This window comes from Rhizobium leguminosarum (assembly GCF_001679785.1).
Lineage (GTDB): Bacteria > Pseudomonadota > Alphaproteobacteria > Rhizobiales > Rhizobiaceae > Rhizobium > Rhizobium leguminosarum_R.
The window spans coordinates 4,472,582-4,493,944 of the sequence record NZ_CP016286.1 but is presented as its reverse complement, the minus strand read 5'-3'; the positions used below and the strand labels follow the sequence as shown (position 1 = coordinate 4,493,944).

19 protein-coding genes are annotated in these 21,363 nt (G+C 62.0%); 15 read left to right on the top strand and 4 right to left on the bottom strand.

Translation table 11 applies throughout. The features are described 5' to 3' along the window. The first annotated feature begins 47 nt into the window (after positions 1–47). Positions 48–926 carry a GNAT family N-acetyltransferase gene (locus BA011_RS21835; RefSeq protein ID WP_017958720.1) on the top strand — a complete coding sequence of 293 codons (879 nt, stop codon included), beginning with the start codon at positions 48–50 and terminating at the stop codon, positions 924–926. A 263-nt stretch (positions 927–1,189) separates the two neighbouring features. On the opposite strand, the gene BA011_RS21830 is transcribed toward BA011_RS21835, so the two are convergent. Further along, a complete protein-coding gene (locus tag BA011_RS21830; RefSeq protein ID WP_065281979.1) occupies positions 1,190–3,472 on the bottom strand; it encodes an NADP-dependent malic enzyme in 2,283 nt (760 codons plus the stop codon). Positions 3,473–3,585: 113 nt separating this feature from the next. Here BA011_RS21830 and mutS point away from each other — a divergent pair, with 113 nt between their 5' ends. The 4 genes from mutS to murJ all read left to right on the top strand — a co-directional run bounded on the left by mutS (position 3,586) and on the right by murJ (position 11,261). Next, positions 3,586–6,312 carry a DNA mismatch repair protein MutS gene (mutS, locus tag BA011_RS21825; protein ID WP_065281978.1) on the top strand — a complete coding sequence of 909 codons (2,727 nt, stop codon included), beginning with the start codon at positions 3,586–3,588 and terminating at the stop codon, positions 6,310–6,312. A gap of 12 nt (positions 6,313–6,324) precedes the next feature. Then, positions 6,325–6,600 (top strand): hypothetical protein, encoded by a 276-nt coding sequence (locus BA011_RS21820; RefSeq protein WP_065281977.1) that lies wholly within the window; start codon positions 6,325–6,327, stop codon positions 6,598–6,600. Positions 6,601–6,735: 135 nt separating this feature from the next. Continuing rightward, positions 6,736–9,642, top strand: coding sequence for a [protein-PII] uridylyltransferase (locus tag BA011_RS21815; RefSeq protein ID WP_065281976.1), 2,907 nt, complete (start codon positions 6,736–6,738; stop codon positions 9,640–9,642). A gap of 38 nt (positions 9,643–9,680) precedes the next feature. Next, positions 9,681–11,261, top strand: coding sequence for a murein biosynthesis integral membrane protein MurJ (gene murJ / locus BA011_RS21810; RefSeq protein ID WP_065281975.1), 1,581 nt, complete (start codon positions 9,681–9,683; stop codon positions 11,259–11,261). A 26-nt stretch (positions 11,262–11,287) separates the two neighbouring features. Here the strand turns inward: murJ and BA011_RS21805 are convergent, their stop codons facing one another. Beyond that, complete coding sequence (locus BA011_RS21805; protein ID WP_065281974.1) at positions 11,288–11,692, bottom strand: nuclear transport factor 2 family protein; 405 nt, start codon at positions 11,690–11,692, stop codon at positions 11,288–11,290. Between the two features lie 164 nt (positions 11,693–11,856). Next, a complete protein-coding gene (locus BA011_RS21800) occupies positions 11,857–12,960 on the bottom strand; it encodes an SDR family oxidoreductase (RefSeq protein ID WP_237352505.1) in 1,104 nt (367 codons plus the stop codon). A gap of 87 nt (positions 12,961–13,047) precedes the next feature. Between BA011_RS21800 and BA011_RS21795 the strand changes: the two genes are divergently transcribed. Further along, entirely contained in the window at positions 13,048–13,641 is a 594-nt protein-coding gene (locus BA011_RS21795; RefSeq protein WP_237352503.1) for a TetR/AcrR family transcriptional regulator, read from the top strand. 82 nt (positions 13,642–13,723) lie between these two features. Here the strand turns inward: BA011_RS21795 and BA011_RS21790 are convergent, their stop codons facing one another. Beyond that, positions 13,724–14,152 (bottom strand): YcbK family protein, encoded by a 429-nt coding sequence (locus tag BA011_RS21790; RefSeq protein ID WP_017958707.1) that lies wholly within the window; start codon positions 14,150–14,152, stop codon positions 13,724–13,726. Between the two features lie 188 nt (positions 14,153–14,340). Here BA011_RS21790 and BA011_RS21785 point away from each other — a divergent pair, with 188 nt between their 5' ends. The 9 genes from BA011_RS21785 (at position 14,341) to miaB (ending at position 21,361) form a co-directional block, all read left to right on the top strand. Continuing rightward, the gene (locus tag BA011_RS21785; protein ID WP_065281971.1) at positions 14,341–14,739 is read left to right on the top strand and encodes a VOC family protein; all 399 of its coding nucleotides are present in this window, start codon (positions 14,341–14,343) and stop codon (positions 14,737–14,739) included. A gap of 96 nt (positions 14,740–14,835) precedes the next feature. Beyond that, the gene (trpS, locus tag BA011_RS21780; protein WP_065281970.1) at positions 14,836–15,900 is read left to right on the top strand and encodes a tryptophan--tRNA ligase; all 1,065 of its coding nucleotides are present in this window, start codon (positions 14,836–14,838) and stop codon (positions 15,898–15,900) included. A gap of 129 nt (positions 15,901–16,029) precedes the next feature. Next, positions 16,030–16,521, top strand: coding sequence for a universal stress protein (locus BA011_RS21775; RefSeq protein ID WP_003544884.1), 492 nt, complete (start codon positions 16,030–16,032; stop codon positions 16,519–16,521). Between the two features lie 218 nt (positions 16,522–16,739). Further along, positions 16,740–17,306 carry a NifU family protein gene (locus BA011_RS21770; protein WP_017958704.1) on the top strand — a complete coding sequence of 189 codons (567 nt, stop codon included), beginning with the start codon at positions 16,740–16,742 and terminating at the stop codon, positions 17,304–17,306. 88 nt (positions 17,307–17,394) lie between these two features. Further along, positions 17,395–18,057 (top strand): tRNA (adenosine(37)-N6)-threonylcarbamoyltransferase complex dimerization subunit type 1 TsaB, encoded by a 663-nt coding sequence (gene tsaB, locus BA011_RS21765; protein WP_065281969.1) that lies wholly within the window; start codon positions 17,395–17,397, stop codon positions 18,055–18,057. After that, positions 18,054–18,554, top strand: coding sequence for a GNAT family N-acetyltransferase (locus BA011_RS21760; protein WP_017958702.1), 501 nt, complete (start codon positions 18,054–18,056; stop codon positions 18,552–18,554). The genes tsaB and BA011_RS21760 overlap by 4 nt, the downstream gene beginning before the upstream one ends. A gap of 82 nt (positions 18,555–18,636) precedes the next feature. Beyond that, a complete protein-coding gene (locus tag BA011_RS21755) occupies positions 18,637–19,065 on the top strand; it encodes a Fur family transcriptional regulator (RefSeq protein ID WP_003544875.1) in 429 nt (142 codons plus the stop codon). A 27-nt stretch (positions 19,066–19,092) separates the two neighbouring features. Further along, positions 19,093–19,890 (top strand): lysophospholipid acyltransferase family protein, encoded by a 798-nt coding sequence (locus BA011_RS21750; RefSeq protein ID WP_065281968.1) that lies wholly within the window; start codon positions 19,093–19,095, stop codon positions 19,888–19,890. A 49-nt stretch (positions 19,891–19,939) separates the two neighbouring features. Continuing rightward, positions 19,940–21,361: a tRNA (N6-isopentenyl adenosine(37)-C2)-methylthiotransferase MiaB gene (gene miaB, locus BA011_RS21745; RefSeq protein WP_065281967.1), complete on the top strand. Its 1,422-nt coding sequence runs from the start codon at positions 19,940–19,942 to the stop codon at positions 21,359–21,361. Positions 21,362–21,363 lie beyond the last annotated feature (2 nt).

Below are 21,363 nucleotides of genomic sequence, written 5' to 3'. Positions count from 1 at the left end.
AGAGAAGTGTTTTATGGCGTCGATAAGCCGGCAACGGGAGAATCGTCATGTCCGCCATCGACATCCTGAATCGTGACACCACGGCGGAGGCTGCACGGCCCTCGACGGCTGCCGTGCAGAAGGACGGTGATATCCTCGGCCGCATCGGCAATCTGGAGACCCGCCTTGCCCGCACGGCACGCGAGATCGATGCTGCCCAGGCCGTGCGCTACCGCGTCTTCGTCGACGAAATGAAGGCGCAGCTGCCGCTGGACGCCATGCGCCGCCAGCGCGATGTCGATGCCTATGACGCTGTCTGCGATCATCTTCTCGTGCTCGACCGCTCGATCGAGGGCGACCCGGAAGACCAGATCGTCGGCACCTACCGTCTGCTGCGTCAGGATGTCGCTATCGCCAATGGCGGTTTTTACTCGGCTTCCGAATTCGAAATCGAAGGCCTCATCGCCAAACATCCGGACAAGCGCTTCATGGAGCTCGGCCGCTCCTGCGTGCTGCCGGAATACCGCACCAAGCGCACCGTCGAGCTCCTGTGGCAGGGCAATTGGGCCTACGCGCTGAAGCACGGTGTCAGCGCCATGTTCGGCTGCGCCTCTTTCCCCGGCGTCTATCTCGAAAGCCACGCGCTGGCGCTGTCCTTCCTCTACCACAATGTGCTGGCTAAGAACGAATGGGCCGTCGGCGCCCTGCCGCATCTGGCCCGCAACATGGACCTGATGCCGGTCGAGGCCATCAACCCGAAGCGGGCACTGATGGCCCTGCCGCCGCTGATCAAGGGCTATCTGCGCCTCGGTGCGATGGTCGGCTCCCACGCGGTCGTTGATCATGCCTTCAACACGACCGACGTGCTGATCGTGCTGCCGATCTCCAGCATTTCGGACCGCTATCTGAATTATTACGGCGCCGACGCTGGCCGCTTCGCGAGCTAGAACAGGATGGTTTTAGGCCGGTTCGGCCTAAAATCTGAATCCTGTTCTACATTATATAGTTAGAGCATGATGTCGTCCGAAAACCGCTCACACTTTTCGGCATCATGCTCTAGGGTAATTCAGACGAAGCAGCGTTGAGGGGTCGGTCTTAACGGTCCCCCAGCGTATTGAACTCCCGTTCATGTCTCAATCACCGAAAAATATGTGCCCGGCGGACGCGCTGCTAGCCGAGCACATATCTCTGTTATAGGCGAGGAAGACTACTAACCCGCCCCGTAGGCGGCGATCGCCGCCATGTTGACGATGTCGCTGTCCTTGGCGCCCATCGAGGTGATCTGCACCGGCTTGTCGAGGCCGACGAGGATCGGGCCGATCACCGTGGAGCCGCCGAGTTCCTGCAGCATCTTGGTCGAGATCGAGGCCGAGTGGAAAGCCGGCATGACGAGCACGTTGGCCGGGCCGGAGAGGCGGCAGAAGGGATATTGCTCCATCACCTTGCGGTTCAGAGCGACATCGGCCGCCATCTCGCCGTCATATTCGAATTCGACGCGGCGCTTGTCGAGGATCTTTACCGCCTCGCGCACCCGCTCGGAACGTTCGCCCGAGGGATGGCCGAAGGTGGAATAGGCCAGCATGGCGACCCGCGGCGAATAACCCATGCGCCGCGCGAGACCGGCGGCCTCTTCGGCAATATCGGCAAGCTCCTCGGCCGTCGGCATGTCGTGCACCGCGGTATCGGCAACAAAGACCGTGCGACCGCGGCAGAGCGCCAGCGATACGCCGATGACACGGTGGCCGGGCTTCTCGTCGATGCAGCGGCGCACATCTTCGAGTGCCGTCGAATAGTTTCGGGTGATGCCCGTCACCATGCCGTCGGCATCGCCAAGCGCCACCATGGTGGCGGCGAAGTGGTTACGGTCGTTGTGGATCAGCCGCTGGGCGTCGCGGTGGAGGTAACCGTGTCGCTGCAGCCTGGCATAGAGATAATCGATATAGGCCTCGACCCGGGTCGAAAGCCGGGCATTGACGATTTCGAGGCCGGGCCGGTTGAGATCGATGCCGGCGCGTTCCGCCGTCGCCCGGATCAGGTCCTCGCGGCCGAGCAGGATGGCGGTGCCGAGCTGCTGGTTGGCGTAGGACATGGCGGCGCGCAGGACCTGCTCTTCCTCGGCCTCGGCAAAGACAATCCGCTTCGGGCGGCGGCGGACGCGCTCGTAAAGGCTGGCGAGCGTCGAGGCGATCGGATCGCGGCGCGCCGAAAGCTCGCGGGCATAACCCGCCATGTCGGTGATCACCTTGCGGGCGACACCGCTTTCAATCGCGGCTTGCGCGACCGCCACCGGGATCGCCGAGATCAGCCTGGGATCGAAGGGAACGGGGATGATGTATTGCGATCCGAAACGCGGCCGGTTGCCCTGGTAGGCGGCAACGACGTCATCGGGCACGTCCTCGCGGGCAAGGTTCGCCAACGCGTTGACGGCGGCGATCTTCATTGCGTCGTTGATTGTGGAGGCGCGGACATCGAGAGCGCCGCGGAAGATATAGGGAAAGCCGAGGACGTTGTTGACCTGGTTCGGATAGTCCGAACGGCCGGTCGCCATGATGGCGTCGTCGCGGATTCGGGCCACCTCTTCCGGGGTGATCTCGGGATCGGGATTGGCCATGGCGAAGATGATCGGCCGCTCCGCCATCGAGCGGATCATCTTGGCCGAAAACGCGCCCTTCTGCGACAGGCCGAAAACGACGTCGGCACCCTTCATCGCCTCTTCCAGCGTGCGCGTGTCGGTCTTTGCCGCATGCGCCGATTTCCACTGGTTCATACCCTCGGTGCGGCCCTGGTAGATGACGCCCTTGGTGTCGCAGAGGATAACGTTCTCGGGCGCAAATCCCATTGCCTTGATGAGTTCGACGCAGGCGATCGCCGCCGCACCCGCACCGTTGCAGACGAGCTTCGTCGTCTTCAGGTCGCGGCCGGTCAGCTCCAGCGCGTTGATCAGGCCGGCGGCGGCGATGATCGCCGTACCATGCTGGTCGTCATGGAACACCGGAATGTCCATCAGCTCGCGCAGCCGGCTTTCGATGACGAAACAATCCGGCGCCTTGATATCCTCGAGGTTGATGCCGCCGAAGGAAGGACCGAGGAAGCGTACGCAGTTGATGAACTCGTCGACATTTTCCGTATCGATCTCGAGGTCGATTGAATCGACATCGGCAAAGCGTTTGAACAGCACCGCCTTGCCTTCCATGACCGGCTTGGACGCCAGCGCGCCGAGATTGCCGAGGCCGAGGATCGCCGTGCCGTTGGAAATGACGGCAACCATATTGCCGCGCGCCGTATAATCGTAGGCTGTCTGCGGATCGGCGGCGATCGCCTTCACGGGCACGGCAACACCCGGCGAATAGGCAAGCGAGAGGTCGCGTTGCGTCGCCATCGGCTTGGTCGGGTTGATCTCCAGCTTGCCGGGCCGGCCCATTGCGTGAAAATCGAGCGCCTCCTGGTCGGTAACTGAGGTCACCGGCCGGTCCTTCTTATCGATATCGGGCATAAATCCTCCAACGTCCTGTGGGCGACGCTTTGCTCTTCCTCAAATGCTGTTGTCATCTATAGCGGCGCGCGGATAGGGTTGGCACCTGTTTTTTTGGGAAAAACTGCACCTCCGTGAACGCACGAATAGACACAGGGAATGAAGCTTTTTCGGCGGCCGAGCTCGCCACGGCGGAAAGCCGTGCCTCGGCGACGCCGATGATGGAGCAATTTATCGAGATCAAGGCGAACAATCCGGGTTCGCTGCTCTTCTATCGCATGGGCGACTTCTACGAGCTGTTTTTCGAGGATGCGCTGGAAGCCTCACGCGCGCTCGGTATCACGCTGACCAAGCGCGGCCAGCACATGGGCCAGGATATTCCGATGTGCGGCGTTCCGGTGCATGCAGCCGACGATTATCTGCAGAAGCTGATTTCACTCGGCTTCCGCGTCGCCGTCTGCGAGCAGATCGAGGATCCGGCGGAAGCGAAAAAACGCGGCGCGAAATCCGTCGTCAAACGTGACGTTGTGCGCCTCGTCACACCCGGCACGATCACCGAGGAAAAGCTGCTTTCGCCCTCGGAATCCAACTATCTGATGGCGCTGACCCGCATTCGCGCCAGCGGCGAGGCTTTGCTGGCGCTTGCCTGGATCGATATTTCCACAGGCGTCTTCCGGCTTGCCGAGACCGAAGCCTCGCGCCTCCTTGCCGATATCCTGCGCATCGATCCGCGCGAGCTCATCCTGCCCGACACGATGTTTCACGATCCCGAACTCAAGCCGGTCTTCGACGTGCTCGGCCGCACAGCGGTGCCGCAGCCTTCCGTGCTCTTCGACAGCGCCAGCGCCGAAGGCCGGATCGCGCGGTATTTCGGCGTTTCGACGCTCGACGGCTTCGGCACCTTCTCGCGCGCCGAACTTGCGGCCGCAGCGGCAGCCGTCGCCTATGTCGAGAAGACGCAGATCGCCGAGCGGCCACCGCTTGGAAAGCCGGAGCGGGAAAGTGCGGCTTCGACGCTGTTCATCGACCCCGCCACCCGCGCCAATCTCGAACTTGCCCGCACGCTATCCGGCGATCGCAACGGTTCGCTCTTGAAGGCGATCGACCGCACCGTTACCGGCGGCGGCGCCAGGCTTCTTGCCGAGCGGCTGATGTCGCCGCTGACCGACCCTGCTCGCATCAATGCGCGGCTCGATTCGATCGGCTTCCTGATCGACGAACCCCTGCTCTGCGGCAATCTGCGCGACACGCTGAAACATGTGCCCGACATGCCGCGCGCCCTGTCGCGCCTGGCGCTCGACCGCGGCGGCCCGCGCGATCTCTCAGCGATACGCCAAGGTCTTGACGCGGCGAGCGGAGTTGCGGCGATGCTCGGCAAGGCGATGCTGCCCGAAGAGCTCGGCCAGGCGCGATCCGGGCTGCAGGCCCTTCCCGCGGCCCTGGAAAAACTGCTTGCCGAAACGCTCGTCGACGAATTGCCGCTGTTGAAGCGCGATGGCGGCTTCCTGCGCGACGGCGCCAGCGCCGAGCTCGACGAAGTCCGGGCGCTGCGCGACCAGTCGCGTCGCGTCATCGCCGGCCTGCAACTGCAATATGCCGAGGAGACCGGCATCCGGTCGCTGAAGATCAAGCACAACAACGTCCTCGGCTATTTCATCGAAGTCACCGCCGGCAACGCCTCGCCGATGACGGAGACGGCGGACGCGAAGGCCCGCTTCATCCACCGCCAGACCATGGCGAACGCGATGCGCTTCACCACGACCGAACTTGCCGACCTCGAAAGCCGCATCGCCAATGCCGCCGACCAGGCGCTGACGATCGAGCTCGAAGCCTTCGACAGGATGACGGCGGCCGTCGTTGCCGAAGCCGAGGCGATCAAAGCGGGCGCCCGGGCGCTTGCCGTCATCGACGTCGCCGCAGGCTTGGCGCTTCTCGCCGAGGAGCAGGCCTATTGCCGCCCGCAGGTCGACGGCTCGAAGATGTTTGCCATCGAGGGCGGGCGCCACCCGGTCGTCGAGCAGGCGCTGCGGCGGCAGGCGGGCGGCCCCTTCGTCGCCAATCATTGCGATCTGTCGCCGAGGACCGGCGACCGGGACGGGGCGATCTGGCTGCTGACCGGCCCGAACATGGGCGGCAAGTCGACCTTCCTGCGCCAGAACGCGCTGATATCGATCCTGGCGCAGATGGGCTCCTTCGTGCCGGCGACATCAGCCCATATCGGTATCGTCGACCGACTTTTCTCGCGTGTCGGCGCCTCCGACGACCTGGCGCGCGGGCGCTCCACCTTCATGGTCGAGATGGTGGAAACGGCTGCGATCCTCAACCAGGCGAGCGACCGTTCGCTCGTCATCCTCGATGAGATCGGCCGCGGCACCGCCACCTTCGACGGTCTGTCGATCGCCTGGGCCGCCGTCGAGCACCTGCATGAGGCCAACCGCTGCCGCGGCCTCTTCGCCACACATTTCCACGAACTGACCGTGCTTTCGGAAAAGCTTGGCCGGCTATCGAACGCGACGATGCGCGTCAAGGAATGGGACGGCGACGTCATCTTCCTGCACGAGGTCGGGCCGGGTGCGGCGGACCGCTCCTACGGCATCCAGGTCGCCCGCCTTGCCGGGCTTCCGGCCTCGGTCGTGGCGCGGGCCCGCGACGTGCTCACCCGTCTCGAAGATGCCGACCGCAAGAACCCGGCGAGCCAGCTGATCGACGACCTGCCGCTTTTCCAGGTGGCGGTGCGCCGTGAGGAAACGGCCCGCGGGGCCTCTAAGGTCGAGGAGGCGCTGAAGGCGATGAGCCTTGACGACATGACGCCGCGCGAGGCAATGGATGCGCTTTACGACCTCAAGAACAAGCTGAAATAGGAGCGGCGCGCCATGTTCATGGAAAAACTGGTTCGCGAAACCGAGCGCCTCTCGCTCATCTGCTCCATGCTCGATACGATGCGGCGGGCCGATAAGGACCGCAATGCCCGCGGCTGGACGTCGCCGATCGGCATGCTGAAAATCACCCGCTGCTGCGCTGTGATCTCAGAGCTCGGCACCTCGATTGCCAAGGCCGGCTATCGCGAATGCGACAGGCAGGCGATCGAGGAGATCATGCGCGAGACACGGCAGGTGCTGCATCTGCTGAATGCGCGGGCCGCAGCCTGAGCTTTTCGGGAACAGTCGGCGCCTTGCGTCAAAGCGCTCTCGCTTCTTGCCGCTTGGCAACACCATTTCGCCAAATTTAAAGGTTCTTGCAGTATGAAGGCCCGTGTCAATTGCCGGGCAAAGGGGCTATAGCGCATGCAGACGAAACAAGCGGCAGGCCGTGAACCGGCAGTCCGGCATGAACAGGAAACCGCCCCGGCGATAGCGATGCGCGACCTCGATTTCTCCAATATCCTCGACGTCGAGCTCTTGCAGAAGCAGTGTGACGCCGTTGCCGAGGCCAACCGGAACCGGCCCGATGTCCTGCGCGCCGATCTTCTGGCGGTGCTTAAGAAGGCGAGCACCGAAGGCCGGCAGAAGGCGCGCGCCGCACTGATGGCCGATGGCGGCGGGCTCAATTGCGCCTACCGGATTTCCTGGCTGCAGGATCAGATCACCACCGTCCTCTACAATTTCGCCACCACCCATATCTTTCCGCAGCAGAAGGACAAGTTCGCGGTCACCGCCGTCGGTGGCTACGGCCGCGACACGCTGGCGCCCGGTTCGGATATCGACCTGCTGTTCCTCTTCCTGCCGAGGCCTGTCGAAGAGACGCACAAAGCGGTCGAATTCATGCTCTACGTGCTCTGGGACATGGGCTTCAAGGTCGGTCACGCCACCCGCACGGTGGAGGAATGCATTGCGCTTTCCAAGTCCGACATGACGATCCGCACCGCCATCCTGGAAATGCGCTACATCTGCGGTCTGCAGCGGCTGGAGACCGAGCTCGAGACCCGCTTCGACAAGGAGATCGTCACCGGCACCGGACCGGAATTCATCGCCGCCAAGCTTGCCGAGCGCGACGAGCGCCACCGCAAGGCGGGCGATACGCGTTATCTCGTCGAACCGAACGTCAAGGAAGGCAAGGGCGGGCTTCGCGACCTGCACACGCTGTTCTGGATCTCGAAATATTATTATCACGTGCGCGACCAGGCGGAGCTGGTCAAGCTCGGGGTGCTCTCCAAGCACGAATACCGCCTGCTTGAGAAAGCCGACGATTTTCTCTGGGCGGTGCGCTGCCATATGCACTTCCTGACCGGCAAGGCCGAGGAGCGCCTGTCCTTCGATATCCAGCGCGAGATCGCCGAAGCCTTCGGCTATCACACCCGCCCGGGCCTTTCGGCCGTCGAGCGCTTCATGAAGCACTATTTCCTCGTCGCCAAGGATGTCGGCGATCTCACGCGCATCCTGTGCGCCGCACTTGAAGACCAGCAGGCGAAGTCGATCCCGGGCCTCACCGGCGTCATCAGCCGCTTCACCCATCGCAACCGCAAGATCGCCGGCAGCGTCGAATTCGTCGAAGACCGCGGCCGTATTGCGCTGGCCGACCCCGAAGTCTTCAAGCGCGATCCCGTCAACATCATTCGGCTCTTCCACGTCGCCGACATCAACGGGCTGGAATTCCACCCGGACGCGCTGAAACGCGTCACCCGTTCCCTCGCTTTGATCGACAACGACCTGCGGGAAAACGACGAGGCGAACCGCCTGTTCCTGTCGATCCTGACGTCGAAACGCGACCCGGCGCTCATCCTGCGCCGGATGAACGAGGCCGGCGTGCTCGGCCGTTTCATCCCCGAATTCGGCAAGATCGTCGCGATGATGCAATTCAACATGTATCACCACTATACGGTCGACGAACATCTGATCCGCACCGTCGACATTCTCTCAGAGATCGACAAGGGGCGCGCCGAGGACCTGCATCCGCTCGCCAACAAGCTGATGCCTGGCATCGAAGACCGCGAGGCGCTTTATCTCGCCGTTCTCCTCCACGACATTGCCAAGGGCCGCCAGGAGGATCATTCGATCGCCGGGGCCCGCGTCGCCCGCAAGCTCTGCGCCCGCTTCGGCCTGTCGCAGAAGCAGACGGAAATCGTCGTCTGGCTGATCGAAGAACATCTGACCATGTCGATGGTGGCGCAGACCCGCGACCTCACCGACCGCAAGACAATCACCGATTTTGCCGACCGCGTGCAGTCTCTCGACCGGCTCAAGATGCTCTTGATCCTGACGATCTGCGATATCCGCGCCGTCGGTCCGGGTGTGTGGAACGGCTGGAAGGGTCAGTTGCTGCGCACGCTCTATTATGAGACCGAGCTGCTGCTCGCCGGCGGCTTTTCGGAGGTCTCCCGCAAGGAGCGGGCCAATGCCGCGGCCGACGCGCTGCGGTCCGCACTCGCCGACTGGAGCCAGAAGGACCGCAACATCTATACCAAGCTGCACTACCAGCCCTATCTGCTCTCCGTGCCGCTGGAAGACCAGATCCGCCATGCCCATTTCATCCGCCAGGCGGATAAAGCGGGCCAGGCGCTCGCCACCACGGTGCGCACCGACAGTTTCCACGCGATCACCGAGATCACCGTGCTGTCGCCCGACCATCCTCGACTGCTCGCCGTCATTGCCGGCGCCTGTGCCGCGGCTGGGGCCAACATCGTCGACGCCCAGATTTTCACGACATCGGACGGACGGGCGCTCGACACGATCCATGTGAGCCGCGAATTTACCGACGATGCCGACGAGCTGCGCCGGGCCGCGACGATCGGCCGGATGATCGAGGACGTGCTGTCCGGCCGCAAGCGCCTGCCCGAGGTCATCGCCACACGCGCGCGCAACCGCAAGAAGAGCAAGGCCTTCGTCATTCCGCCGTCGGTCAACATCACCAACAGCCTGTCGAACAAGTTCACGGTCATCGAAGTCGAATGCCTCGACCGGCCGGGACTGCTGTCGGAGATCACTGCCGTCCTTTCCGATCTGTCGCTCGACATCCAGTCGGCGCGCATCACCACCTTCGGCGAGAAGGTGATCGACACCTTCTACGTCACCGATCTGGTCGGCCAGAAAATATCAGGCGACAGCAAGCGCGCAAATATCACCGCCCGGATGAAGGCCGTCATGGCCGAGGAAGAAGACGAGCTGCGCGAGCGCATGCCCTCCGGCATCATCGCACCCGCCGCCACCGCCCGGACCCCGCCTGCCAACGAAAAGAAGGCCGGTTCCCCCATATGAGCTTGAACGCATGAGTCCCCACGCATGAGCCCAAACGCATGAGCCTGGTCAAGAAATTCGCGACCGTCGGCGGCGCCACCCTCGGCAGCCGCATCTTCGGCTTCGCCCGCGAAACGCTGATGGCTGCGGCGCTCGGAACCGGACCAATGGCCGACGTCTTCTACGCCGCCTTCCGCTTTCCGAATCTCTTCCGCCGGCTGTTTGCCGAGGGCGCCTTCAACGCCGCCTTCGTGCCGCTCTTTGCCAAAGAGATCGAGGCGAACGGCACGGATGGCGCCAAGCGCTTTTCCGAAGAAGTGTTCGGCGTGTTGTTTTCGGTGCTGCTCCTCATCACCATCGTCATGGAGCTTGCCATGCCGCTCTTGGTGCGCTTCGTCATCGCGCCGGGCTTTGCCGACGATCCCGAAAAATTCTCGATCACGATCCGCATGGCGGCCGTGATGTTTCCCTATCTGATGTGCATGTCGCTGACGGCGATGATGAGCGGCATGCTGAATTCGCTGCATCATTTCTTCGCCGCCGCCATAGCACCCGTCTTCCTCAACGTGGTGATGATCGGGGCGCTGTTTTATGCGCTCTATACCGGCGCCGATCCGCTGGCGACGGCGTGGTACCTCTCCTGGGGCGTTCTTGCCGCCGGCGTCCTGCAGCTCGCCGTCGTCTATGTCGGCGTGCTTGCAGCCGGCATGAGCATCGGCTTCCGCTTCCCGAAGATGACTGCGAATGTCAAGCGGCTGCTGATCCTGGCGGTGCCGGCGGCGGTGACCGGCGGCATCACGCAGATCAACCAGCTGATCGGCCAGGCGATTGCGTCATCCCGCGACGGCGCGATCGCAGCACTGCAATATGCCGACCGCATTTATCAGCTGCCGCTCGGCGTCGTCGGCGTCGCCGTCGGCGTCGTGCTGCTGCCGGAGCTTGCCCGGGCGCTGAAGGGCGGCAACCTGCGCGAGGCCGGAAACCTGCAGAACCGCTCGATCGAATTCGTGCTGTTCCTGACGATCCCCGCTGCTTTCGCGCTCTGGATCCTGTCAGACGAGATCATCCGCGTGCTCTACGAGCGCGGCGCCTTCCATCAGGAAAACACCGCCGTCGTCGGCTCGATCCTGGCGATTTACGGCATCGGCCTGCCGGCCTTCGTGCTGATCAAGGCGCTGCAGCCAGGTTTCTATGCCCGCGAGGACACCAAGACGCCGATGCGTTTTTCGGCCATCGCGGTCGCGACCAATTGCGCTACGGCGCTGACCCTCTTTCCCTATATGGGCGCGCCCGGCATCGCCGTTGCCGAAGCCACGGCCGGCTGGATCAGCACCGTGCTGCTGTTTGCCACGCTTTTGCGCCGTGGCCACCTGACATGGGAATGGGCGCTGGCAAAGCGCACCGCGCTGCTGATCGTCGCTGCGGCCGTCATGGGTGCGGCCATCGTCTTCCTCAAGCAATATTGGGCGCCTTGGCTTGCTTCCGGCGCGCCGCTTCTTACCAAGATCGGCACCCTCGGGCTGCTGATTGCAATCGCCATGCTGATCTATTTCGCCGCCGCCTTCCTGGTCGGCGGTGCAAATCTCGGCATGATCCGACGCAATCTGAAGCGCAAACCGGCGCCGGCAAAGGACGGGTGAGGCCAGTCGTACCACCGTGACTCTGACTACTTGATAGCTGTGGCTTGAGACCAGACAACCATCCATCGTTCGTCATGCCGCTCATACGTGTCAGTGTGCCAGTAGTCGTTGAGGGCGACTTTGTGGCCGCCGAAGACGACCTCCAGCTGAGCGCGATACCGAAGAACGGCTACACCGTCATAAAGCCGCACGGCAATGTCAGCGGGCTGCCAGGTCAGGTATTTGATCTGCCCGGAGGCGATCGCACCCAGATATTCTTCCTTAGAAAGCGCGGCACCGATCGGCGTTATCAGCTGGAAGTCCGGAGCGTGAAGCTGCCGTGCCCGAAGCATATCGGCGTTGATCAGGGCACGCAGCCTCGCGCGCTCCGTTTCGCGAAGAAGGTTGGCCTCACTGGCCGATTGGGATGCGTCGACGGTCGGGATTGTCATGTCCGTTCTCCAATTGAAGCTGGAGCATGATGCCGAAAGCGTCAGCGGTTTCGGACAACATCGTGCTCTAATTATTTGATTTTGAACAGGATTCTATCTCAGGCCGACCGGCCTAAAATCATCCTGTTCTAAGGATCGGTTAATTCTCTCGGCATAGGCGGCGACTATGATGCAGTCACTGGCCGTCGCGTTGCCGGTTCTCCATTCGAGGTCGGCACCAATCCCAAGTCGATGAGGCTTTGGGCGCTGGCGCGGATGCATTGCTCATCTGGACGTGAGCGCCACCCGAGGACGCGGTGGGCTTTTGCTGCACTGACACTGAGGTCGCGATTGAGCTCATGAACAATGGTTCGTGCATCAGGGTCGGATTGCGCCATGACCCTGACCATCTCGTCAGAGACTTCGCCTGACGGCAGGCGGGAGGCATGGTCGGGAAAGGAATGGGCAAGAATGGCCACAAGGTCCTTGAGCCAGAAAAACCGTCCACCGATGATGAACCGTTGGCCGCCGGCAGCAGGATTGGTCATCGCTCGAATGTGGGCATCGGCGGTATCGCGCACATCCACGACGGAGAAGCCAAAGCGCGGGATACCGTTGAATCGTCCCGTCATCAAATGGTGGATCAATCCAACGGACGTCCCGAAATTCGGCCCGAGCAACGGCCCGAGGATCGTGCTTGGATTGATCACGGCCAGATCGAGCCCGACTTCATGAGCAAAGGCCCAGGCAGCCCGCTCAGTCAGCGTCTTGGATTTGTAATAGGGCGTCGCCCGCGGGCTTTCCGGGTCGGTCCAATTCTCTTCGGTAAAGGGCGCCTGCCCGTCGCCATGGTTGGTGGCAGCTATGGAGGATGTCAGAACCACACGTTTGACCCGTGCCCGATGCGCCTCGCGAAGCACACGCAACGCACCATCGCGGGCTGTCTGGATCAGTGCATTCTCATTTTCAGGATATCCCGGAGGGAAAGGCGATGCGGTGTGAATGACATAGTCGCATCCTTCGACAGCCGCAGCCCAACCGCCATCGCTATCAAGATCGGCCTGCACCAGACTGAGATTTTGCAGTTGCCCGTCAGTGTGCGCTCCAAGCAGACCGACCGTCGCAGCGCTTGTACCGATGCTGCGCAGGCTTCCTCTGACCCGATACCCCTGCTTGAGCAACTGCAAGGCAATGTGGCCTGCGAGAAATCCGCCAATGCCGGTCACCAGTACGTTGGCGCCATTAGAATTATCTGACGTGATACTCATGGGTATCTCCTGACTGCGCACCGATGCGCTTTCATCGATTTAGACAGATACACATTATTTGTCTACTCGTCTTTTGACAGAATGGTCATAAAATGCCAGTCTGTCCAAATGACGCAGACTGATCGAAAAATCGCCCAAATCCTGGATGCCGCCCTGCCGGTGTTCGTGCGTTTCGGCTTTCGCAAGACTTCCATGGCCGACATTGCGCGCGCCGCAGGAATTTCGCGAGCATCGCTCTATCTGAGCTTCAACAGCAAGGAAGAGCTTTTCCGAGCCGGCTCGATGCGGGCGCATACTCGCGCACTGGATAAGGTAGAAGCGGCCCTGGCGGGACAGGGGAACGCGTTTGACCGCATGGAAATGGCCATAGCACTGTTTCAGCGGGAGTTAATCGCCCCTTTTGGCGGCAGTTCCGATGCAGAAGAACTGTTTGCCGCCAATATGGCCTTGGCTGCGGATATCACGCTCGACGCGCGGACACGGCTATTGACTATGCTGACACAGACGCTGAATGTCGCTGCGGAAGCCAAGGAAATCGATCTCGAACCACTGCAGGCCTCGCCTCATCAATTGGCCAATATCATGATGGCTGCAATGGATGGGATCAAACACGCGCAATGGAATGGTTCCAGCCTCGATGACGATACAAAACTATTCATGCGCCTCTTGCGGGTGGCGGTGACGCCGCGGAGCGGCCAATAGAGTTGGTCGCGGCAGGTCTTTGCGCCGCCACTGAATCGGCGATCCTTAAACCGGAATGGGAAAAGGCGGACCGCATGATTCCTCAGCAATCCACCCATCGTCGCTGCGGTCCGACATCGACATGAATGATGCCGTTGCAATAGCTGCCGATGCCGCCGATGCCCGGCGCGCTTCTTGCGGCAGCAATGATCGTGCGCTCCGACAGGCCGGGTATCCTGATGTCGGCCGCCAGACACTTCCCGTGCAGGGACCCGTGGCGGCGGGGATGCGGCCTGTGGCCCGAGGTTATCACCGGGCGCCGGCCGGTCTTCGCAGCAATATGCGACAGGACCGCACGCAGGCGCCCCGGAAAGCAGCTGGCACGAACGCTGACGGTCTGGACCGTGTAGGCGAGACGTGCCTGAGGTTTTGGAAGATGAATGGCATGCCTTTTCATGTCTTGACCGACGGCAGCCGTTGCTGATTGTAGGGCGAAAAGGCCTGCCATGGCGAGCAAAATTGCGTTCTGCATGGTCGCTCCGATCGGCTATCCCAGCGACCCCAACGGCGCCGGCACCAGGCGCAGGATTTTCGGTTCAAAAAAAGCTTTTTTGTGAAATTTTATACTCAATTGTGAGTAAGGCAGTTGATCAATTCGGCTTAAAATCCAGAGAATTGCCGCTCACAACTGGAATAAACATCTCAAACGCGAGGCAGTACATGACGATCCAGTCTATTTTTCTCGTCACCCTCGTGGTCGACGATTACGACCGCGCCAAGGCTTTTTACTGCAATGGTCTCGGTTTCGACTGCCTGCAGGACGAGCTGCAGCCGGAGGGCAAGCGCTGGGTGGTGGTGAAGCCGAAGGGTGGGGATGGAGCCGCCTTTCTGCTGGCGCAGGCGGCAGACGAGACGCAGCGCGCGGCCATCGGCAATCAGACCGGCGGGCGTGTCGGCTTCTTTCTGAAGACCGACGATTTCGCCCGCGACCATGCCGCGATGCTGGCAGTCGGCGTGCGCTTTCTGGAAGAGCCGCGTCACGAGGTTTACGGCACGGTGGCGGTGTTTGCGGATCCCTACGGCAACACTTTCGATCTGATCCAGCACACTGCCGCCTGAACCCCTTGATTGCGACCAGTCGCCCGTGCATAAGCCGCCGCGTTAGCAACATGGGCGCAGAGCCCTGGGGCCCTCCACCAGCCTATTGAGGACGACATGAACGAATTCAAGAAACTCGTATTCTCCGGCGTACAGCCGACCGGCAATCTGCATCTCGGCAATTATCTCGGCGCGATCCGCCGGTTCGTGGCGCTGCAGGAAGGCAATGACTGCATCTACTGCGTCGTCGACATGCATGCGCTCACCGCCCAGCTCGTGCATGAGGACATGCCGAGCCAGACGCGCTCGATCGCCGCCGCCTTCATCGCCGCCGGCATCGATCCGGAAAAACATATCGTCTTCAATCAGTCGGCCGTGCCGCAGCATGCCGAACTCGCCTGGATCTTCAACTGCGTCGCCCGCATAGGCTGGATGAACCGGATGACGCAGTTCAAGGACAAGGCCGGCAAGGACCGAGAGCAGGCCTCGCTCGGGCTCTACGCCTATCCGAGCCTGATGGCTGCCGACATTCTCGTCTATCGCGCCACCCATGTGCCTGTTGGTGAGGACCAGAAGCAGCATCTGGAGCTTGCCCGCGACATCGCGATGAAGTTCAACCTCGACTATGCCGAGCATATCAGCAGGACCGATTACGGCGTCGACATCACCGTCGGCAACGAGCCGGTGCATGCCTATTTCCCGATGGTCGAGCCGCTGATCGGCGGACCGGCACCGCGCGTCATGTCGTTGCGCGACGGCACCAAGAAAATGTCGAAGTCGGACCCCTCCGATCTCTCGCGCATCAATCTGATGGACGATGAGGACGCGATCTCGAAGAAGATGCGCAAGGCCAAGACCGATCCGGACGGCTTGCCGAGCGAGATCGACGGGCTGCAGGGCCGTCCGGAAGCCGACAATCTGGTGGCGATCTATGCCGCACTCGCCGACAGGTCGAAGGCGGACGTGCTTGCCGAATTCGGCGGCCAGCAATTCTCCGTCTTCAAACCGGCGCTGGTCGACCTGGCGATCAACGTGCTCGCGCCGATCACCCGCGAAATGCGCCGGCTGATGGACGATACCAGCCATATCGACGCGATCCTGCGCAAGGGAGGCGAACGCGCCAGGGCACGCGCCGAGGTGACGATGCGCCAGGTGCGCGACGTCATCGGCTTCCTCTATTGAGATAAATCTCCTCTTCTCTCTGCCGTGGGAGAAGGGGACCTTCCCCTGGGGAGAAGAGGATTTCCTCTCGGGCATCAGGACAAAAACTGGACTTGCAAATTTTCCGCTTCGGGTGTCAGAGTCCGCGCCATGGTATCGAAGCGACTCTCACGGCTGGAAGGTCACCGCCGCAAATTCATGGCGGTAATCGACGGCACACCCGAATGCCAACGCGCCGTTCATTATGCCGGCCGGCGCGCGAAGAATTCCAATGGCGGGCTGGTGCTGCTCTATGTGATCCCGGATGGGGATTTCCAGCAATGGCTCGGCGTCGAAGAAATCATGCGGGCCGAAGCGCGTGAAGAGGCCGAGGCGGTCGTTGCCAAGATCGCCCAGATCGTGCGCGAGACCATCGGCATCGAGCCTGAAGTCGTCATCCGCGAGGGCGGTGCTGCCGAACAGATCAACGCCGTGATCGAGGAAGACCGCGATGTGGCGATCCTGGTTCTGGCCGCCGGTTCGGCGAAGGAAGGTCCAGGGCCGCTGGTCTCGTCGGTCGCCGGCCGCGCAGCGGCGTTTCCGATCCCGGTCACGGTGCTGCCGGATACGCTGACCAATGAGGAAATCGACGCTCTCTGCTAGAGCATGATGCCGAAAACTGTGAGGAATTTTCGGACGATATCATGCCTAACTATATAATGTAGGACAGGATTCAGATTTTAGGCAGAACAGGCCTAAAATCATCCTGTCCAAGCTTTTCTTGAGTGCAAGTGTCTTGATTAGAGCCGTCAATCGGCTTATCTTCTTTTGAAGAATTCTAAAGACGGCCGAGGCCCTGGGCCGACCGCATGGAGAACCAGATGTTCATTCAGACCGAAGCCACGCCGAACCCCGCCACGCAGAAGTTCCTGCCGGGCAAGGTGGTGATGGAAAACGGCACGGCCGAGTTCCGCAGCGCCGAAGAAGCTCAAGCTTCACCGCTCGCCGCCCGCCTGTTCGAAATATCGGGCGTCACCGGCGTCTATTTCGGCTATGATTTCATTTCCGTCTCCAAGGACAATGCCGACTGGCAGCATCTTAAGCCGGCTATATTAGGCTCGATCATGGAGCACTTCATGTCCGGCAAGCCGGTCATGGGCGATGCCTCCATCCTCTCCGAAGACGCCGATGCCGGCGACGAATTCTTCGACGAAGGCGATGAATCGATCGTGCTGACCATCAAGGAGCTTCTGGAGACCCGCGTGCGCCCTGCCGTTGCCCAGGACGGCGGCGACATCACCTTCCGCGGCTTCAAGGACGGCAAGGTCTACCTGAACATGAAGGGGTCCTGCGCCGGCTGCCCGTCTTCGACGGCAACGCTGAAGCACGGCGTCCAGAACCTGCTGCGCCATTTCGTTCCGGAAGTGCAGGAAGTGATTGCCGCTTAAAAATCTTGAATTCGTCCAGCCGTTCATCTCAGGTTCGGCCGAACGGATTTATCGATAGGCGACACTGGTTTATTCGGAAATTGATGGCATGATCATTCTGGCGCTCGACACGGCAGGTGTGGACTGCGCTGCCGCCGTCTATGACAGCGGCAGGGATACGGTGCTGGGGGAGGCATCGGACATGATCGGCAAGGGGCATGCTGAACATCTGATTGGTATCGTCGATCGCGCACTCGATCAGGCGGGACTGGCCCTTTCGGATGTCGACCGCCTTGCCGTCACCATCGGTCCCGGCTCCTTTACCGGTATCCGCGTCGGCGTTGCCGCAGCCCGCGGTTTTGCGCTTTCCCTCAATGTGCCGGCCGTCGGCGTCACCACGCTCCAAGTCATGGCATCAGCCCAGCGTAACGAGACGCCTCATCGCGACGTGCTGGCGGCGATGGATGCTAAGCGGGACGAAATCTACCTCCAGTCCTTCGCGGCCGACGGTTCGCCCCTCGACGCGCCACGGGCAGTCAGTGTTGCGGAAGCGCAGGTTTTTGCCGCCGGTTTCGACGGCGAGATTACCGGTTCGGCGACGCCGCTCCTCAGGGCCGACGCCTTCGGCGATCACACCAACAGGTATCCAATCTCCGTCGTGGCGCGCCTGGGCGCTGCCGCCTCCCCCGATGCCGGAAAGCCGAAGCCCCTTTATCTGCGCGGACCCGATGCCAAGCCGCAGGCCGGGTACGCGATTGCGCGACGAGTATGACGATGCTGGAAAGCTATCTGACGCTGAAACCGGAATTCGAGATCATCGCCATGGAGCGCGAGGATTGCCGCGATGTTGCCGCCCTGCATGGCGAGCGGTTCGCCCGGCCCTGGGGCGACGGTGAATTTCACGGGCTGCTGATGCAGGATACCGTCTTCGGCTTCGTCGCGCGCCAGACCAATGCCTTCCTGAAAAAGCCGCTTCCGGGGTTCATTCTCGCCCGCCATGTCGCCGGCGAGGCGGAGATCCTGACGATTGCCGTGCAGGCGAAGGTCGCCCGTGCCGGACTTGGCTGGCGACTGATGCAGGCGGCGATGCGGGAAGCGCGGTCGCGCGGCGGCGAGAGCATGTTTCTCGAGGTCGACAACGGCAATACGGCAGCGCTTGGCCTTTACCGCAAGCTCGGCTTCGAAAAGGTCGGCGAACGTCAGGGTTACTACAGACAAGAAAACGGCGCCCTCTCCACGGCGCTTGTCATGAAGCGCGTTCTTCGGTAGTTCCCTGGCAGCGAGACAACATGCAGGCTGGCGCAAATGCCCCAGCGGCGTTGTCGAAACACGAATTCTCTATAGGCCGGCGATGACTGATGTAGCCAAGACCCTTGAGGAGCTTTGCACCGAACGCGGCATGCGCATGACCGAGCAGCGCCGCGTGATCGCGCGCATCCTGGAAGACTCGGAAGACCATCCCGACGTCGAAGAACTCTACCGCCGCTCGGTGAAGGTCGACGCGAAGATCTCGATCTCGACCGTCTACCGCACCGTAAAGCTGTTCGAAGATGCCGGCATCATCGCCCGCCACGACTTCCGCGACGGGCGCTCGCGCTACGAAACGGTGCCGGAAGAACACCACGACCATCTCATCGACCTGAAGACCGGCACGGTCATCGAATTCCGCTCGCCGGAGATCGAGGCGCTGCAGGAGCGCATCGCCCGCGAGCACGGCTTCCGGCTGGTTGACCATCGGCTGGAGCTCTACGGCGTCCCGCTGAAGAAGGAAGACCTCTGAAGCAATGGCCGCCCGGGAGACCAGCATTTGATCGCCTGGCTGCGCATCGCCTTCGCCGCGGTCGTCATCCTTGCGGTCAGCATCGTGCTCATGCCGCTGCAACTGCTGGCGCTACGCTTCGACTGGCGGCTGCGCCGCCGGCTGCCGCGCGTCTGGCACCGCATCGTCTGCTATTGTCTCGGCATCCGCGTCCACGTCACGGGCAGGCTGGAAGACCGCCGGCCGCTGATGCTCTGCTCCAACCATTCCTCCTGGCTTGATATCATGGTGCTGTCGGCCGTTGCCGACGTCGCCTTCATCGCCAAGATCGAGGTGAGCGACTGGCCGATCTTCGGCACGCTCGCCAAGCTGCAGAAGAGCGTGTTCGTCGTGCGCGAGGAGCGGCGCAAGACCGGCCATCAGGCAAACGAGATCGCCGGGCGCATGGCCGACGGTGAGATCGTCGTGCTCTTTCCCGAAGGCACGACCTCGGATGGGAACCGGCTGCTGGAGGTCAAGTCCTCGCTGTTCGGCGCTGCAGCGATGGCCGTGCCTTATTCGCCGACGGGAACGGTCGTGGTGCAGCCGGTGGCTGTTGCCTATACCAGGGTGCACGGCATCGCCATGGGGCGTTATCACCGGCGGCTCGCGGCCTGGCCGGGGGATCTCGACCTCTTGCCGCATCTCATCGACATCGTGCGCTGTGGCGCCATCGACGCCGAAGTTTCCTTCGGCGAGGCGGTGGATTACCGCGCCGAGACCAGCCGCAAGGAGGTGAGCGCGACGATCGCCTTGCGCATCCGCAACCTCCTGAACAGCCGCCTGCGCGGGCGGGAAATCTCCTGAAGCAAGATTTCGATTTTCTCCGGCGGCAAAAACCACTAAATAGCGCGCCATGACACAGGACAGCGCCCTTCTCCAGGCCCCCGAGGCAATTCCCAGCGAGAGCCTCCGCGACGGCAGCAACAGCCGCAAGGTCTTCATCAAGACCTATGGCTGCCAGATGAACGTCTACGATTCCATGCGCATGAGCGATGCGCTCGCCCGCGACGGCTATGAGCCGACGGAAGATATGGAAGAGGCGGACCTCGTTCTCCTCAATACCTGCCATATCCGCGAAAAGGCGGCCGAGAAGGTCTATTCGGCGCTCGGACGGCTGCGCGATATGAAAAAGAAGAAGGCGGCGGACGGGCGGGAGATGATGATCGGCGTTGCCGGCTGCGTCGCCCAGGCCGAAGGCGAAGAGATCCTGCGCCGCGCACCCGCCGTCGACGTCGTCATCGGCCCGCAGACCTATCATCGCCTGCCGGAAGCGCTACGCTTGGCCAAACAAGGCCAGCGCGTCGTCGACACCGAATATGCGATCGAGGACAAGTTCGAGCATCTGCCGATCGCCGAGAGCCGAAGGATCCGCGCCCGCGGCGTTACCGCCTTCCTGACGGTGCAGGAGGGCTGCGACAAATTCTGCACCTTCTGCGTCGTGCCCTATACACGCGGCTCGGAAGTGTCGCGGCCGGTTTCCCAGATCGTCGAGGAAGCCGAAAAGCTCGCCGACAGCGGGGTGCGCGAGATAACCCTGCTCGGGCAGAACGTCAACGCCTGGCACGGCGCCGGGAGCCATGGCGAGGCATGGAGCCTCGGCGACCTGCTGTACCGGCTGGCCGAGATCCCCGGCCTTGCGCGGCTGCGCTATACCACAAGCCACCCACGCGATATGGACGACCGGCTGATCAATGCCCATCGCGACCTACGCGCGCTGATGCCCTATCTGCACCTGCCGGTGCAATCGGGCTCGGACCGCATCCTGAAAGCGATGAACCGGCGCCACACGGCGGCCGAATATCTGGCGCTGATCGAGCGGATCCGCACGGTGCGGCCCGATATCGCGCTGTCGGGCGATTTCATCACCGGCTTTCCGGGGGAGACAGATGAGGATTTTAAGGATACATTGAGACTTGTGGAGGAGGTCCGTTATGCACAGGCCTTCTCGTTCAAATACTCGACACGGCCGGGCACGCCCGGCGCGGAGCTGAAGGACCAGGTGCCGGAAGAGATCAAGGCAGAACGGCTGGAACGCCTGCAGATGCTTCTCCTGAAGCAGCAGCAGGAATTTGCCGAATCCTGCATCGGCAAAGAGATCGACCTGTTGCTCGAAAAGCCCGGTCGCATGCCGGAACAACTAATCGGACGTTCTCCCTGGCTTCAATCAGTGAATGTTGATGCAAAAGCATCGCAAATCGGTGACATTATTAAAGTGCGAATCACAGGGACCGGAACAAACAGCCTGTTTGCCGAACGCGCAGAGGCTGCGGTCTAACC